Origin of the sequence: Nesterenkonia muleiensis (genome assembly GCF_003600155.1) — a bacterium.
Classification (GTDB): Bacteria; Actinomycetota; Actinomycetes; order Actinomycetales; family Micrococcaceae; genus Nesterenkonia; species Nesterenkonia muleiensis.
Genome location: NZ_QWLD01000038.1, coordinates 34,495 through 49,466, shown reverse-complemented (window position 1 = coordinate 49,466; position 14,972 = coordinate 34,495). Strand labels below are relative to the sequence as shown.

The window sequence follows — 14,972 nt, the reverse complement described above, 5'->3', positions numbered from 1 at the left end:
TGCTTCTGCGGAGATTGGCACGGACCCCTTGCCCGCACGCCTTTTCATGCACCTGTTGGGGTATCAGGCAGCTATAGGGTCGTGAAAACCCAACAGCCCCATGAGGTTCGGCGGGATCAGCCTGAGCTGAGCGCTCCCCAGTCTCCGCGCAGCAGCTGGATGGCCGCGATGGCCGCCGGGCCGGCGGTGGATGAGCGCAGCACGTTCTTGCCCAGCAGGGCCGGCTTGGCCCCGGCCTGAGCCAGCTGATCAATCTCCTGGTCACTGATGCCGCCTTCGGGCCCGACCATAATGTGCAGCTCCTGGACCTCCTGCTCAGCAGACCACTGGTGGTCGCTGTCCATCAGCCCCAGGTCCCAGCACAGCACATCACGCAGGCTGCGCTGCCCCCGCTCGTGCAGCACCAGGACAGCGATGCGCGGCGGATGCTGGCCGAAGCTGGTGAGGCCCTCATTCGCCGCCAGAACCTCCTGGCAGTACTGCACTGTGGTGTGCAGCGGGCGGACCTCGGGGATGGCAGTGCGTCGGGTCTGTTTGGCTGCAGTGCGCGCCGTGTTAACCCACTCGGCGTGCTTCTTGGCCTCGCGCCCGGGTTTCCACCTGGCCACCGACCTCTCAGCGTTCCAGGGAATGATCTGGTCGACCCCCAGCTCTGTGACCGACTCCACAGCCTGCAGGTCACGTTTGTCCTTGGCCAGAGCCTGCACCAGCACCAGTCGGGGCAGGGCCTCGGGCTCGTCCTCCGCCCAGTGCACCTCAATGCTGAGCTGACCGGGCTCGGCAGTACGCACCACACCGCCGACCCGCCTGCGCCTGGTATCGGAGAGCTGGATCTCCTCCCCGGCCCCCAGCCGCAGCACCGTGGCCGCGTGGTGCCCTTCAGCGCCGTCCAGCTGCATCTCCTGGCCTGGGGCGGCGTCGTCGAGTGCTCCCGGAGCAAGGTGGAACAGCGGTGCGGTCACACTGATTCCCAAGCCTCTCGGAGCTTGGCGAAAACGCCCTTATGCTCCGTGCTGGATTCGTTCGGCGCTTCGCCGCGCTCCTCGGCCAGCAGGCGCAGCAGCTCCTTCTGCTTGTCCGTGAGCCTGGTGGGGGTCTCCACCTTGAGATGGGCCTTGAGGTCACCGCGGCCCATGCCGCGCAGATGCGCCACCCCCTTGCCGCGCAGGGTGATGACCTCACCGGACTGGGTCCCGGGCTTGACCTCGATCTTCTCCTGGCCGTCGAAGGACTCCAGAGTCACCGTGGTACCCAGCGCCGCTGCAGTCATGGGAACGGTGATGGTGGCGTGGAGGTCATTGCCCCGCCGGGTGAACACACTGTGCGGGCGAATGTCGACTTCGATGAACAGATCACCGGCCGGCCCCCCGGCGATACCGGCTTCGCCCTGCCCGGCCAGATGGATGCGGTTTCCGCGGTCCACCCCGGCAGGAATCTTGACCTTCAGCGTCTTGCGTTCGCGGACCCGGCCCTGTCCGTCGCACTCCTGGCAGGGATCCTCGATGATGTTTCCGAAGCCCGCGCAGCGTGCACAGGTCTGGGTCTGGATGACAGTGCCCAGGATGGACCGCATGGGCCGCTGGGTCTGTCCCGCACCGTGGCAGTCCGGGCATGTGGTCGGCCTGCTGCCGGGCCGCATGCAGGTCCCCTCACAGTCAGAACAGGTCACCGCTGTTTCGACCTCCACCTCTTTGGTGATGCCGAAGACGGCATCGCGCAGGTCGATCCGCACCCGGATCAGTGAGTCCTGGCCGCGGCGGGTGCGTGAGGCCGGCCCACCGGCCCCTCCCCCGCCGAAGAAGGTCTCGAAGATGTCGCTAAACCCTCCGAAGCTGCCTCCGCCTGCGCCGCCGAAGCCGGCGGGCCGCCCATCCGGGTCTCCGGTGGCGTCGTAGTTCTGCCGCTTCTGGGGATCAGCGAGCACCTCATAGGCGCGGCCGAGCTGCTTGAACTGCTCCTCGGCGTCCGCTGCCTCGTTCACATCCGGGTGGAGTCTTCGGGCCTTCTTGCGGTAGGCCTTCTTGATCTCCTCCGTTGATGCGCTGCGGTCTACACCCAGTGCCTCGTAATAGTCAGTTGCCATCTGGTGGGGTTCTCATCCTTCGGACAGTATGCGGGACAGATAACGTGCCATGGCGCGCACAGCAGACATGGTGGAGCCGTAGTCCATGCGGGTCGGGCCGACCACACCGAGCTTGGCGCCGTCACCGCCGGAGGTCACCGGGGCGTACTCGGCGGCCACCACAGAGGTCTCCTGCAGCGACTCGTGGGAGGTCTCCTGGCCGATCCGCACCGAGAGCCCCCGCCGGTCCTGCTGCATCTCATGCAGCAGTCTCAGCAGCACCACCTGCTCCTCAAGCGCTTCGAGGATCGGCCCGATCGACGGTCCCAGGTCACCGCCCGACCTGGCGAGGTTAGCAGTACCGGCCATGATGATGCGATCCACACGCCCAGCCTCCAGGACGGTGGCCACCGCATTGGCGATGACGGCCATGGTAGGCCGCAGGGTCGGTTCGACCGCTGAGATCAGCGCATCCACGGGGATCGGCAGGGCGGAGGCAGACCTGCTGTGCAGATGCTCGGAGAGCTTGGTCCCCAACCGGTGCAGGTCCTCTTCGTCCACCGGCTCAGCCAGGGTGAGCATCCGCTGCTCGACCTTGCCGGTGGAGAGGATGACGATCACCAGTGCCTTCTGCGGGGTCATCGGCACCACGTCGATGTGCCGGATTCTGGCGGAGGTCTGCTGCGGGTGCTGGATGACGGCGACCTGATTGGTCAGCATGGCCAGCAGCCGCACCGTCTGCTCCAGCATGGCCTCATGGTCATCGGCGGTCTCTGCCAGAATATCCATGGCGCGGCGCTCGGCCTTCGACAGCGGGCGGACCGCACTGATCCGGTCCACGAACAGCCGGTAACCGCGGTCGGTGGGGATGCGTCCGGCGGAAGTGTGCGGAGCGGCGATCAGCCCCTCCTCCTCCAGCTGGGCCATGTCATTGCGAATAGTGGCCGGGGAGACCTCAAGATTGTGCCGTTCGACCAGCGCTTTGGACCCGACCGGCTCGCGGGTCTGGACATAGTCCTCCACGATGGCGCGCAGCACTTGCAACCGCCTGGTACTGGTATCGGACACGGCACCTCCTTAGCACTCTCGAAACTCGACTGCTAATTGTATCGAAATGTTAGGCTCTCAACCGCTATGAGCGCATACTTCCCCACCGACTGGAGCTCTTGGGGCGGCCAAGACCTCACAGAACGACGACGCCAGCAGCACCGCTCGCTGCCCCAGGTGCCTGCCGCGATCGGCACCGAGGTGGAGGAGCGGGCCTCCGGCTGGGTGGGTGTCATCGTCGGCGTTGAGGCCTCCGGCGGGATCCGGCTGGTGCGGCTGCGCGACTATGACGGCAAGGAGCGCTCCTTCCCGCTGGGCTTCGGGTTTCTGGTCGACGGGCAGCCGGTGGAGCTGGTCGTCCCGGTCACCGCCCCCGAGCGCGCCGGGCCCAGGCGCACCGCCTCAGGGTCTTTCGCCGCGGATCAGCCGCGGCGGGCACGTACTGCTCGTGCTTCTCGGATATGGGTGGAAGGCACCCATGATGCCGAACTGGTGGAGAAGGTCTGGGGCGATGATCTGCGCGGTGAGGGAATCGTGGTCGAACCGCTGCACGGCGCCGATGACTTGGCGGCTGCGGTCCACGACTTCCAGCCGGGACCGCAGCGGCGGCTCGGGGTGCTGCTGGATCATCTGGTCACCGGGTCCAAGGAGTCGCGGATCGCCGCAGAGACCATGGACCTCACCGGGGCCGCCGGTAATGTGCTGGTGCTGGGCCACCCCTATGTGGATGTGTGGCAGGCTGTGAAGCCAGAACGCCTGGGCCTGCGAGCATGGCCGCAGGTGCCCCGCGGCACTGATATCAAGGTCGGCACACTGCGGGCACTGGGCTGGCCGCATGCCGACCAGCGGGACATCGCGCAGGGCTGGAAGCAGATCTTAGGACGGGTGCGCAGCTATGCGGACCTCGAGCCGAGCCTGCTGGGCCGGGTCGAAGAGCTGATTGATTTCGTGACGTGACGTGCTGGTCCCGCCGGCGGGCGGAGCCCGCTCGGCTCTCGGCACGCTGACGCGCGCCATCACGCCTGAAGAGCCCCGCTGGTCCCGCCGGCGGGCAGAGCCCGCTCGGTTCGCACCTTGATGGTGATCGAACACGCCCTGGCTGTGTCAGCTGGCATCAAGGTCGGCAACATAGAATTAACGTACGACTGAGCCGTCGAGAAACCGCCAGACCCACTAGATAGGACACGAGAACGTCAGTGACCACGCAGAACGGCAAGCCGAGGACCTCCTCCGGCGGCACCCGCCCCGCCCCTTCAGCTTCTATGCTGACCCGTGAGGAGGACACTCGCTGGGCGATGATCTCGCACTTCGGCGCTGTCGCCGGGTGCGTCCCCTCACTGATCATTCATCTGCTGTTCCGCGAACGTGGGCCCTTCACCGCCCAGGAGTCCAAGGAAGCGCTGAACTTCACCTGGCCGCTGACAGTGATCATGCTGGTGTTCTACGGTCTGGCGTTCATCCCTTCGATCGCCGCTATCGCCGGCATCGGCGGTGTGGTGGTCTGGGCCTATATGGCGGTCTCCGGCGTCATCGGCGGAGCTGAGTGCAATAAGGGCCGGCCCTACCGCTATCCGGTCAATCTCCGCCTGATCCGCTGATCAGGCCGCGAAGCTTCGGATGTCGACGCCGGCATCGGTAAGGGCTTCCCGCACTGCCCGGGCCATGGCCACCGCCCCGGGACTGTCGCCGTGGGTACAGATGCTCTCGGCCTCCGTCTCGATGCGGGTGCCGTCGTGGGCCATGAGCACACCGTCCTGGGTCAGGCGCAGCATGTTCTCTACCACTTCTGAGGGATCATGCAGCAGGGCTCCGGGTTCGCGGCGGGACATCAAGGTGCCATCGGGATTGTAAGCGCGGTCCGCGAAGGCTTCCGAGACCCCGCGCAGGCCCTGGGCCCGGACGTACTCCAAGGCGTATCCGCCGGGCAGCAGCAGGATCGGCAGCTGGGCGTTGTACTCGGCGATGGTGTCGACAACCGCCTTGGCCTGGTCCTTGTGGGTGGTGATGGCGTTGTACATCGCCCCATGGGGCTTGACATAGCTGATCCGCGATCCTGCGGCGGCGGCCATGGCCTCCAGCGCGCCGAGCTGGAACAGCACTTCTGCGGCGAGCTCATCGAGATCGTAGTCGATGAACCGGCGGCCGAAGCCGGCCAGATCACGGTAGCCGATGTGGGCACCGATGGCGACCCCGCTCGACGCCGCGGTGGCAGCGGTTCTGCGGATGGTCAGCGGATCTCCCGCGTGGGATCCGCAGGCGATGTTCGCACTGGAGACCACATCCAGCATCTGCTCATCGGAGAGCCGCCAGGTGCCCCAGGACTCCCCCACATCGCTGTTGAGATCGATTGTGCTCGCCACAGTTGACCACTTTACGGTTCCCTGAGGGTGCGACGCCAGGAGCATGCACCCAAGGGCGCACCCACTACGGCCCTCAGCGCGCCAGGAAAGCCAGCAGCGCGGCGTTGAACTCTGAGGCGTGGCTGACATTGAGCCCGTGGGGCGCCCCCTCGATCACCACCAGCTCGGAGTCCCCAAGGATCTGGTGTGTGCGCTGCCCGGAGCCCTCCACCGGGACGGTGGCGTCACTGTCGCCGTGGATCACCAGGGCGGGCACGGTGATGTTCTCCAGGTCGGCCCTGAAGTCGGTGGTGCCCCACGCATCCATACATCCCAACGCTGCGGTCTGGTCGGACTGGTGTGCCAGTCGCAGTGCCTGCTGCCGATGGTCCTCGCTGACCTTAAGCTGATCACCGGCGGAGAAGAACCCTGTGGTGAACTCTTCGAAGAAGCTCTCCCGGTCCTGCGCGAGGCCGTCGCGGAGGCCCTGGAACGTTTCGCTGTCCAGCGGACCCTCGGGGTTGTCCTCGCTCTTGAGCAGGTACGGGGGAACTGCAGCGGCGAAGACCACCGAATGCAGGAGCCCGGTGCCGTGGCGCGTGACGTATCGGGCGACCTCGCCGCCTCCCATGGAGAAGCCCACCAGTGTCACCTCCTGCAGGTCCAGGGAGCTGAGGACACGGTGCAGGTCGTCTGCCAGCGTGTCGTAGTCGAAACCGCCCACCGGCTTTTCCGAGCGGCCGAAACCGCGGCGGTCATAGGCGATCACCCGGTAGCCGGCCGCGCTGAGCACCTCTGTCTGTTCAGCCCATGATTCCGCTGAGAGGGGCCAGCCGTGGATCAGCACCACGGGGCGGCCGGAACCGCCGGTGTCATCGATATGCAGATCGACTGTGTGAGTGGCCATGGTCATCTCTCGCTTTCCCGTTCTGCCCTATTCCGACAACGCCGCACTCGCCGCGGCGGTACCTCACCACCGTAGTGATGTTTCCCGGACGTGGGGTGAACGCCCAGCGGTCAACGCTGGAGAAGATCGGAGGCTGACGCTCCAGGTGTGCTGACGGTGACCTGAGAGCCCCACGGATCCTTTGCCGTGATCGAGGTGGTGTTGTCGGCGAAGCTGATGTCTCCCCTGCGGAGTCGCTGCCGCAGACCCTCGAGGTCGTCTACCCCGGGTACGGTGATGGCCACGTTGCCGAGCCCCAGGCGGGCGGCCCGTGGCCCGGCACCGGCGCTGTTCCAGGTGTTCATCGCCACATGGTGGTGATAGCCCCCGGCAGAGGCAAAGAGCGCACCGGGGTAGCTGCGCACAGTGGTTTCGAATCCAAGGATGTCGACGTAGAACTCACGGGCTTGGTCAATATTGCCGACCTGAAGGTGCACGTGGCCCACCTTTCCCGGCAGGGCAGGGCCTGCCTCGACGGTGCTCTCGGTGAGGTGGCGGCGCAGGTATGCCTGGGGGTCGAGGTACTCGGTGGCCATCTGCAGTTCTCCGTCTGCGGCGTAGCTCCATTGTGAGCGGTCGCGATCTGTGTAGAGCTCTATGCCGTTTCCCTCGGGGTCGGTGAAGTAGAAGGCCTCGCTGACCAAATGGTCGGCGGAGCCGGCGAACCGGCTGCGGTCATCCTGTGCGGCGCGGTAGACGGTGGCTGCCAGGCTCGCGGCGTCGTCGAACAGGAACGCGGTATGGAACAGGCCAGCTTCCCCCGGGTTGATCGCTGGGAGGCCCGGGGTGGACGTCAACCGGATCATCGGGGTGTCCCCCCTGCCCAGGACCCGGTGAACTTCTTGGCCCTGCGCGCGTTCCTCCACCGGCTCCAGAGCCAGGGCGTCGCTGTAGTAGGAGCTCATCAGATCCAGGTCCCCGACCCTCAGGGTGACGGCGTCCATTCCGGTCGCGGCCGAGAGAGTGCGCTCAGGGTCGAGGGTGTGGGTGGGCAATGTGGTCCGGTCGCTCATCGGGGGAACCTCCTGGGTGATGTCTGTGGGCAGTTATCTGCGGAGACAATTGCCGCTCTTCAAAATTTTAACTATCTAGGTCCGCCATCTATTTCCCGTACACTCACCGCTTCACCCGCCGGCCCAGTCGCATGCTCAGAGCGCTGTCCAGAGGAGTCCTGCGCAGAGGATCGCCATGGTCCAGCTGACGAAGCTACCCACCAGGAAGTATTCAGCTTTGTTGCCCTCTGCCCTATCCTCCTGCATCTCAGGGAACCTCACGATGCCTTTGGCCGCGATCAGCCCCGCAGCCACCGGGTATGCTCCGGCCACCAGCAGTCCGGTCAGCGCGATCCGCTCCAACGGACCGATCCAGCGTCCACCTTTGAGCTGGGGCCTCTCGACCAGCAGCGCATCCTGGCCATTGCGCCCCGTCCGCTGCCTGCTGCCTCGCCCCTCAGCACGCAGGGCCAGACGCACCAGGGCGTTGGCGCTGACACCGTGAAACAGGCCGATGCCGACGGCCAGAACGGCGAACTCCGGACTGAAGGGCCAACGCTCGGGGAAGCTGAGACGATCTGTGGGCTCGGCGAGCTCTTCGCCCAGCACCGTCAGCACCGCAGCTAGCAGCAGGAATCCAAGAACTCTGGGACCGGCTGTACGGATTGACCGACCCGGAGCGTCTTCGGCCACCGGCACCGAGAGGAACCAGATCAGCACCGGCAGCAGGCACAGAGCAGTCAGCCACCAGGGCGAGCCAGACATCAGGAACGCCCCCCACAGCACGATGAGCGCAAGCGAGGCGAGTCCCGCCACTCCGGCCGCTGTGGGGACCCGCCCCCGCAGCAGCACCCGGAGGGCGTCTCCGGCTCCGACGATGGTCAGGATCGCAGCGAGCAGCAGCATTGCTGGTCCTCCTTCCGCTGTGGCTCAGGAGAACATCCTGAACCCTTCGACGACGGCATGGGCACCGGAGTCCCGCAGAAGTTTGGAGACTGCCGGCTGGGAGACTCCGTATTCGGCAGCCACTGTCTTTTGGCTGTCCCCCTGGGCCACACCACGAGCATAGTCCCGGGCACGGACACTGAGCCCTGCCATCAGCTGATCTCTGGTCAGCAGGTAGGCGTTGACCGGGGTGTCCTGCCGGGGCGCTGCACTGACGTACCAGCTGCGCAGGAAGGGGAAGCGGCTCTGCTGGTCCTCAACCTTCTCGATCGCCTCACGCGCATGCCACCATCCAGGGCCGTCCTGAATATCTGGGGATGTGGCACTGGGCACCGGACCAACCTCCCCCTCCCCCAGGCCGAAGCGCAGCAGATCCCCGTGCTGGGGAAGCAGCCCGGCGAACAGTGTGGCCCGCAACGCCTCATTGCGGGTGGCGTAGACCGCCTGAAATTCATCGCCCACTGTGGCGCGGAAGGGCGCTGTGGGCGGGACGGCCTCTGCTATCCGGTCCAGTGCGGCCTCGACCCCGCGCTGAAGTTCAGCGCGATCAGCCTGCTGTCTGGACCCGATGACATCAGCAATGAGAGCGACCGGAGCATCTTGATCCATGAGATAACCATATCAGGTTATAATCTGAAAATATAACCCTTTGAGGTTATCAAAGCCCGATGAAGCGCCGAGTGACAGCATCAGCCAACAGCCGTCCGCTCAGGGTCAGCACTGCACGACCTTCAGAGTAGGCGACCGAAGGGTCCGCCGCATCAGGGTCAATGAGTCCTTCCGCAGCAAGCCGGCTCAGCTGATCCCGCGAAACAGGGGCGCCTCCGCCCGCCGTCAGCCCGGGCAGAGCGTTGAATTCGGCGATGTCCAGGCCCTCGGCGATCCGCAGCCGCAGCATCAGGTGCTCCAGAACAGTGGCTTCGGCCTCCAGCAGCTCCCGTCCGTGTCCAGGTGAGAGCCCCTGGTGCAGCCGTTGGGCGTAGGCGGCAGGGTGCTTGACATTCCACCAGCGCATACCGGCCAGATGTGAGTGGGCGCCGGGACCGGCGCCCCACCAGTCAGAGTCCAGCCAGTAGTTCAGATTGTGCTGGGAGCGGGTGCCCTGACTGCGCGAGAAGTTCGAGACCTCATACCACTGATACCCGGCGCCGGCGAGCAGCTCATCAGCCAGCAGGTATTTATCCGCGTGGTCATCGGAGTCGATATCGGGAAGTTCACCGCGGCGGATCTTCGCCGCCATCGCTGTGCCCTCTTCGACAATCAGCGAGTAGGCGCTGATGTGATCAGGTTCCAGCGCCACCGCGGCCTCCAGAGTGCTGCGCCAATCCTGAAGGGACTCTCCGGGAGTGCCGTAGATCAGGTCAAGGGAGGTCTCCAAGCCAGCGTCCCTGGCCGCACGGTGCGCGGTAGGGACATTCTCCGGCTGATGAGTGCGGTCAAGTGTGCTGAGCACCTGTGGGACCACCGACTGCATACCCAGGCTCAGCCGGGTGAAGCCGGCCTCCGCCAGGACGTGGGCAGTCTGCGCAGTGACCGTGTCCGGGTTGGCCTCGGTGGTGACCTCAGCGCCGTCCCTGAGGCCGAACAGGTCAATCGCCCGGGCCAGGATCCGGGCGAGGTCCTCAGCCGGCAGCAGCGTGGGGGTGCCGCCGCCGAAGAAGATGGTCGACAGGGCACGCTCTGGTGCGCCGGCGGCGTCGAGCGCTCTGCGGGCGAACTCCAGCTCAGCGATCAGCGTGTCCGGATAGGACTGCCGGGAGGCGCCGGGACCCAGATCGGCAGCGGTGTACGTGTTGAAGTCGCAGTAGCCGCAGCGCACCGAGCAGAACGGGATGTGGACATAAAGTCCCAGAGGCTTCTCGGCACGGCCCGGCAGAGCGGTGAGCACCCGCTCAGGGAAAGTCCCGTCAGCCGGAACCGGGTCACCAAGGGGCAGTGCAGAGGGCATGGTCCTCCATGACGCCGTTTCTCCCTACCGTGTTGGCGTATCCCACACCCATGGAGGTGGGATACGCCAACAGGAGTATGACCGGGGACCCGATGATCGGACTCACTTCTTCGCCTTCTCCTTGGCGTTGCCCTCATCGGAGCTCAGCGCGGCGATGAACGCCTCCTGGGGCACCTCGACGGTGCCGACCATCTTCATCCGCTTCTTGCCCTCCTTCTGCTTCTCCAGCAGCTTGCGCTTACGGCTGATATCGCCGCCGTAGCATTTGGAGAGCACATCCTTGCGGATGGCACGGATGTTCTCGCGGGCGATGATGCGCGACCCGATGGCCGCCTGGATGGGCACCTCGAACTGCTGGCGCGGGATGAGCTCCCTGAGCTTGGAGGCCATCTTCACCCCGTAGGCGTAGGAATGATCACGGTGGGTGATCGCACTGAAGGCATCCACCTTGTCGCCCTGGAGCAGGATGTCCACCTTCACCAGGTCTGCCTCCTGGTCCCCCGAGGCCTGCCAGTTCAGCGAGGCATATCCCTTGGTGCGGGACTTCAGCTGGTCGAAGAAGTCGAAGACGATCTCGGCCAGCGGCAGACGGTAGCGGATCTCCACCCGCTCCTCAGAGAGGTAGTCCATCCCCTCCATGGACCCGCGGCGGCCCTGGCAGAGCTCCATGACCGCGCCGATGTACTCAGCGGGCACAATGATGGTCGCATCCACCACAGGCTCCCGGATCTCGGAGATCTTCCCTTCGGGGAACTCTGAGGGGTTGGTCACCTGATGTTCCTCGCCCGACTCATCGGTGACCTGATAGACCACGTTCGGGGCGGTGGAGATCAGATCCAGGTTGTACTCCTGCTCCAGCCGCTCGCGGGTGATCTCCAGGTGCAGCAGTCCCAGGAAACCCACGCGGAACCCGAAGCCGAGAGCGGTGGAGGTCTCCGGCTCGAAGTTCAGGGCGGCGTCGTTGAGCTGCAGCTTCTCCAACGCCTCACGCAGCACCGGGAAGTCCGAGCCGTCGATGGGGAACAGCCCGGAGAACACCATGGGCTTGGGCTCCTCATAGCCGCCCACGATCGCTGAGGCGGGCTTATTCGCCGAAGTGACCGTGTCGCCCACCTTCGACTGCCGGACGTCCTTGACCCCGGTAATCAGGTAGCCGACCTCCCCGACGCCGAGTCCCTTGGCCGCCTCCGGCTCGGGGCTGGAGACCCCGATCTCCAGCAGCTCATGAGTCACCCCGGTGGACATCATCTGGATCTTCTCCCGGTGGCTGAGCTGGCCGTCGACCACCCGGACGAACGTCACCACTCCGCGGTAGGTGTCGTAGACCGAGTCGAAAATCATCGCCCGGGCCGGCGCCGCGGCCTCGCCCTCGGGCGCAGGGACCTCCTCGACGATCCGGTCCAGCAGCGCCTCCACACCTTCGCCGGTCTTTCCCGAGACCCGCAGCACATCGTCTGGTTCGCACCCGATCAGATGGGCGATCTCCTCGGCGTATTTGTCCGGCTGGGCCGCAGGCAGATCGATCTTGTTCAGCACCGGGATGATCGCCAGGTCATGCTCGATAGCCAGGTAGAGGTTGGCCAGGGTCTGGGCCTCGATGCCCTGAGCGGCGTCCACCAGCAGCACCGCACCCTCACAGGCGGCCAGGGACCGGGACACCTCATAGCTGAAATCCACATGGCCGGGGGTGTCGATCATGTGGAAGGCCAAGGTCTCACCGGCATACTCCCAGGGCATCCGCACCGCCTGGGACTTGATGGTGATCCCTCGTTCGCGCTCGATGTCCATCCGGTCCAGGTACTGGGCCTTCATGTCACGCGGCTGCACCACGCCGGTCAGCTGCAGCATCCGGTCGGCCAAGGTCGACTTGCCGTGGTCGATATGGGCGATGATGCAGAAGTTGCGGATCGCGCCGGGGGCAGTCTGAGCGGGCACCAGTGCACTGCTGGCCTTCGGACTCACGTGTTCAATCCGTCCTTCGCATAGGGGTCATTCTAGAGCGAGGGCCCCGCACGACACAGTGACGTGCGAGGCCCCGCTGCAGGATGAGAAGTCAGACGCTCTGCACCATGTGAGCGAGGCCGGACTTGCGGTTGGCAGCCTGGTTCTTGTGGATCACGCCTTTGGAGACGGCCTTGTCGAGCTTGCGGGAAGCTTCCCGCTGGGCGGCCGCAGCGGCGTCCCTGTCGCCGGAGGCTGCGGCCTTGCGGACCTTCTTGATGGCAGTCTTCAGCTCGGACTTCACCGCCTGGTTCCGCAGGCGGGCCTTCTCGTTGGTGAGGATGCGCTTCTTCTGGGACTTGATATTTGCCACAGGTGTGTTTCCTTAGCTTCTTGTGTTTGTCATGACGAGCACTGCCTGTATCCACCGCACGGCGGACGTCACGACGGCGGAAGTTTTCAGTGGTGTGGGGCACCTTGGCGATTCACGCTGGACTCTTCAGGTAGAGGGGCCCATGAGCTCAGCGTGCTGATTGCCGTCGTCAGGCAGCGCAGGACCCTGAACCGGACCCTAGACACTAGCCATGAATCTTACCAGAGATTGCCCCGATGGCCTTCTCCACGGCGTATTCGGGAGTCCGTGAGACGCCTTTGACCTCAGCATCGGCTTGAGCCACCGCCTCGACCGCATCGGCGGCCGCGCGCGGGGACCACCGCCGCGCGGTCTCAGAGGCCTGCTTGAGCTGCCACGGCGCCATCTTCAGAGTCTTGGCCAACTCCCCCTGCGCTCCGCGGTGGTCCACCAGGGCGGCGACCTGCCTGGCCTTCATCGCCAGTGCTGCGGTCACAGCCACCGGCGAGACTCCGGTGGCCACGGCATGGCGGTACAGGCGCAGCGCGGCCTCTCCCCGCCCGGCGAAGGCCGCATCGGCAACTTTGAAGGCCGAGGCCTCCACCCTGCCCCCGAAGTACTTCTCCACATGCTCAGCGGTGATATCCGTGGGCACATCACGCATCAGCTGACTCGCCGCGCTGCCGAGGTCGGAGAGGGTTGAGCCGGCGGCGGCCACCAGAGCCCTCGCCGCTTCGGGGTGGATGCTGCGAGCCTGGTCCCGGAACTCCTGACGCACGAAGTCGAGCTTGTCGCCGTCGCTCTTCACAGGGGAGCAGTCGACGACGACGCCTTGGGAACTCACCGCGTCGAGCAGCTTCTTACCGCGGTTGCCACCGCTGTGCCGCAGGACCAGGGTGACCTCCGGGTCTGCCGGTTCCTCCAGGAAGCGCAGCGCATCTTCCAGAAAGGTCTCGTTCATCTCCGCGAGATCCTCGGCCAGGATCAGCCGGGGCTCGCCGAAGAGCGAGGGCGAAGCTAGGGTGGCGAGTTCTCCGGCAGTGGCTGCCGAGACATCGAGGCGGGTGTACTCCAGGGCAGCGTGCTGAGCCTTCAGCCCCGCTTTGACACGGTCCAGGGCCCGGGCGGCGACGTAGTCCTCGGAGCCCTTCAGGAGGATCAGCGGGGCAGGCTCAACGGCCCGGAAGTCGGTTCCTGCTGAGGCTGTTCGGCCCGCTGGACCGCGTCGGCCTGATCTGGGTGGCACGTTCTACATCCTCAGCGCGCCGAGCACCTGGTCCAGGTCCCGGGCGTGGTCGTGGGCGGCGGAGACCCTGTGCCGCACCGTGAGCTCAGCATCGAGCACAAAGGTCTCCCGGGCCGGGAATCCCTGCCGCTGGTCAAAAGCGCCATAGTCATCAGAGACCGCGCCATGGGGCCAGAAGTCGCTCAGCAGGTCGAAGGGCACACCGCCCAGCTCGTCGGCGAAGGCCCTCAGAGTGTGCACTGAGTCGCAGGAGACCGCCAGCAGCCTGGCACGGAGTTCGGCGAATTCCGCCCAGCGCCCCATGATCTCCGACAGCTCGGCGCCGCAGACCCGGCTGAAGGCCAAAGGGAAGAACATCACCACCGCCGGTGCCCCTGCCAGTGCTGCCAGCTCAACGGATTCACCGTGTTGGTTGCGCAGCACAAACCAGGGCGCGGGCTGCCCGGGCACGGGGCGCCGTCGTGCGGTGTCCACCGGGTGCCAGCCTATGACCAGGACTTGCGGTGGACCAGGCGGTTGGCCGACCAGTCCGCACTCACCCCTGCGGAGGAGGTGCCGTGCAGTCCTGCATCAGTGGCCGAGACCTGGATCTCCACCGGAGGAACGTAGCCGGGCCTGCCGGAGCGCGGAGTCATCAGCCAGACCACCCCGTCCTCATCCAACGTGGTCAGGGCATCCACTAAGGCATCGGTGAGATCATCGTCCCCATCGCGGAACCACAGCAGCACCGCGTCGACGACCTCCTGCTCGTCCTCGTCAATGAGCGGCTCGTCGAGAAGATCGTCCAGCGCATCGCGCAAGGCATGGTCAACGTCGCTGTCAGCACCGATCTCCTGCACCAGCGAATCGGGCTGCAAGCCGAGTTCGTCCAGCAGACTCTTCTGGTCTACAACGTTCGTGGCGGCATCGTAATTCTGTCCCACGGAGTCCACGTTACGCGGAATTCGCGCTCAGCGGTAAGTACGACACATTATGAAACCGGTAGAGTTGCCCACAACACCGGGTCTGCCCGCCACCTGCACGGGCCAGGCCAAGACCTCGAACAGCCCTGCACATCAGCGGGGCAGGTACGACAACCTCAGAAAGGTGCCCATTGTGAGCGCTGGTGAAGAGACATCCCACATCCGCAGCGGCCTGACTGACAGGCTTCCGGA

At 65.6% G+C, this 14,972-nt stretch carries 16 protein-coding genes; 2 read left to right on the top strand and 14 right to left on the bottom strand.

Going from position 1 to position 14,972, the window contains the following annotated elements:
• Positions 1–116: 116 nt before the first annotated feature.
• Genes DVO78_RS10065 through hrcA form a run of 3 tightly spaced genes read right to left on the bottom strand, consistent with a single transcriptional unit; the run spans position 117 to position 3,130 of the window.
• Entirely contained in the window at positions 117–962 is an 846-nt protein-coding gene (locus tag DVO78_RS10065; protein WP_120004766.1) for a 16S rRNA (uracil(1498)-N(3))-methyltransferase, read from the bottom strand.
• Positions 959–2,083, bottom strand: a complete 1,125-nt coding sequence (gene dnaJ / locus DVO78_RS10060; protein ID WP_120004764.1) for a molecular chaperone DnaJ — start codon at positions 2,081–2,083, stop codon at positions 959–961. The genes DVO78_RS10065 and dnaJ overlap by 4 nt, the downstream gene beginning before the upstream one ends.
• Positions 2,084–2,095: 12 nt before the next feature.
• The gene (gene hrcA / locus DVO78_RS10055) at positions 2,096–3,130 is read right to left on the bottom strand and encodes a heat-inducible transcriptional repressor HrcA (RefSeq protein ID WP_120004762.1); all 1,035 of its coding nucleotides are present in this window, start codon (positions 3,128–3,130) and stop codon (positions 2,096–2,098) included.
• Between the two features lie 66 nt (positions 3,131–3,196).
• Here hrcA and DVO78_RS10050 point away from each other — a divergent pair, with 66 nt between their 5' ends.
• Positions 3,197–4,066 (top strand): DUF3097 family protein, encoded by an 870-nt coding sequence (locus DVO78_RS10050; protein ID WP_120004760.1) that lies wholly within the window; start codon positions 3,197–3,199, stop codon positions 4,064–4,066.
• A 239-nt stretch (positions 4,067–4,305) separates the two neighbouring features.
• Complete coding sequence (locus tag DVO78_RS10045) at positions 4,306–4,707, top strand: DUF4870 domain-containing protein (protein WP_238385246.1); 402 nt, start codon at positions 4,306–4,308, stop codon at positions 4,705–4,707.
• Here DVO78_RS10045 and DVO78_RS10040 read toward each other — a convergent pair whose 3' ends face one another.
• The 11 genes from DVO78_RS10040 to DVO78_RS09990 form a co-directional block, all read right to left on the bottom strand.
• The gene (locus DVO78_RS10040; protein WP_238385245.1) at positions 4,708–5,469 is read right to left on the bottom strand and encodes a LamB/YcsF family protein; all 762 of its coding nucleotides are present in this window, start codon (positions 5,467–5,469) and stop codon (positions 4,708–4,710) included.
• 73 nt (positions 5,470–5,542) lie between these two features.
• Positions 5,543–6,355, bottom strand: coding sequence for an alpha/beta fold hydrolase (locus tag DVO78_RS10035; RefSeq protein ID WP_120004927.1), 813 nt, complete (start codon positions 6,353–6,355; stop codon positions 5,543–5,545).
• Between the two features lie 110 nt (positions 6,356–6,465).
• Entirely contained in the window at positions 6,466–7,407 is a 942-nt protein-coding gene (locus DVO78_RS10030) for a VOC family protein (RefSeq protein ID WP_120004754.1), read from the bottom strand.
• Between the two features lie 135 nt (positions 7,408–7,542).
• Positions 7,543–8,292, bottom strand: coding sequence for a hypothetical protein (locus tag DVO78_RS10025; protein ID WP_120004752.1), 750 nt, complete (start codon positions 8,290–8,292; stop codon positions 7,543–7,545).
• A gap of 24 nt (positions 8,293–8,316) precedes the next feature.
• Entirely contained in the window at positions 8,317–8,940 is a 624-nt protein-coding gene (locus tag DVO78_RS10020) for a SatD family protein (RefSeq protein ID WP_120004750.1), read from the bottom strand.
• Positions 8,941–8,989: 49 nt separating this feature from the next.
• A complete protein-coding gene (gene hemW, locus DVO78_RS10015; protein ID WP_120004748.1) occupies positions 8,990–10,279 on the bottom strand; it encodes a radical SAM family heme chaperone HemW in 1,290 nt (429 codons plus the stop codon).
• 102 nt (positions 10,280–10,381) lie between these two features.
• Positions 10,382–12,241 (bottom strand): translation elongation factor 4, encoded by a 1,860-nt coding sequence (gene lepA / locus DVO78_RS10010; RefSeq protein WP_120004746.1) that lies wholly within the window; start codon positions 12,239–12,241, stop codon positions 10,382–10,384.
• A 91-nt stretch (positions 12,242–12,332) separates the two neighbouring features.
• The gene (rpsT, locus tag DVO78_RS10005) at positions 12,333–12,593 is read right to left on the bottom strand and encodes a 30S ribosomal protein S20 (RefSeq protein ID WP_120004744.1); all 261 of its coding nucleotides are present in this window, start codon (positions 12,591–12,593) and stop codon (positions 12,333–12,335) included.
• A 205-nt stretch (positions 12,594–12,798) separates the two neighbouring features.
• The gene (holA, locus tag DVO78_RS10000) at positions 12,799–13,818 is read right to left on the bottom strand and encodes a DNA polymerase III subunit delta (RefSeq protein ID WP_120004742.1); all 1,020 of its coding nucleotides are present in this window, start codon (positions 13,816–13,818) and stop codon (positions 12,799–12,801) included.
• A gap of 3 nt (positions 13,819–13,821) precedes the next feature.
• Complete coding sequence (locus DVO78_RS09995; protein ID WP_202912148.1) at positions 13,822–14,292, bottom strand: redoxin domain-containing protein; 471 nt, start codon at positions 14,290–14,292, stop codon at positions 13,822–13,824.
• Positions 14,293–14,303: 11 nt separating this feature from the next.
• Entirely contained in the window at positions 14,304–14,741 is a 438-nt protein-coding gene (locus tag DVO78_RS09990; protein ID WP_120004926.1) for a DUF3052 domain-containing protein, read from the bottom strand.
• Between the last annotated feature and the right edge of the window lie 231 nt (positions 14,742–14,972).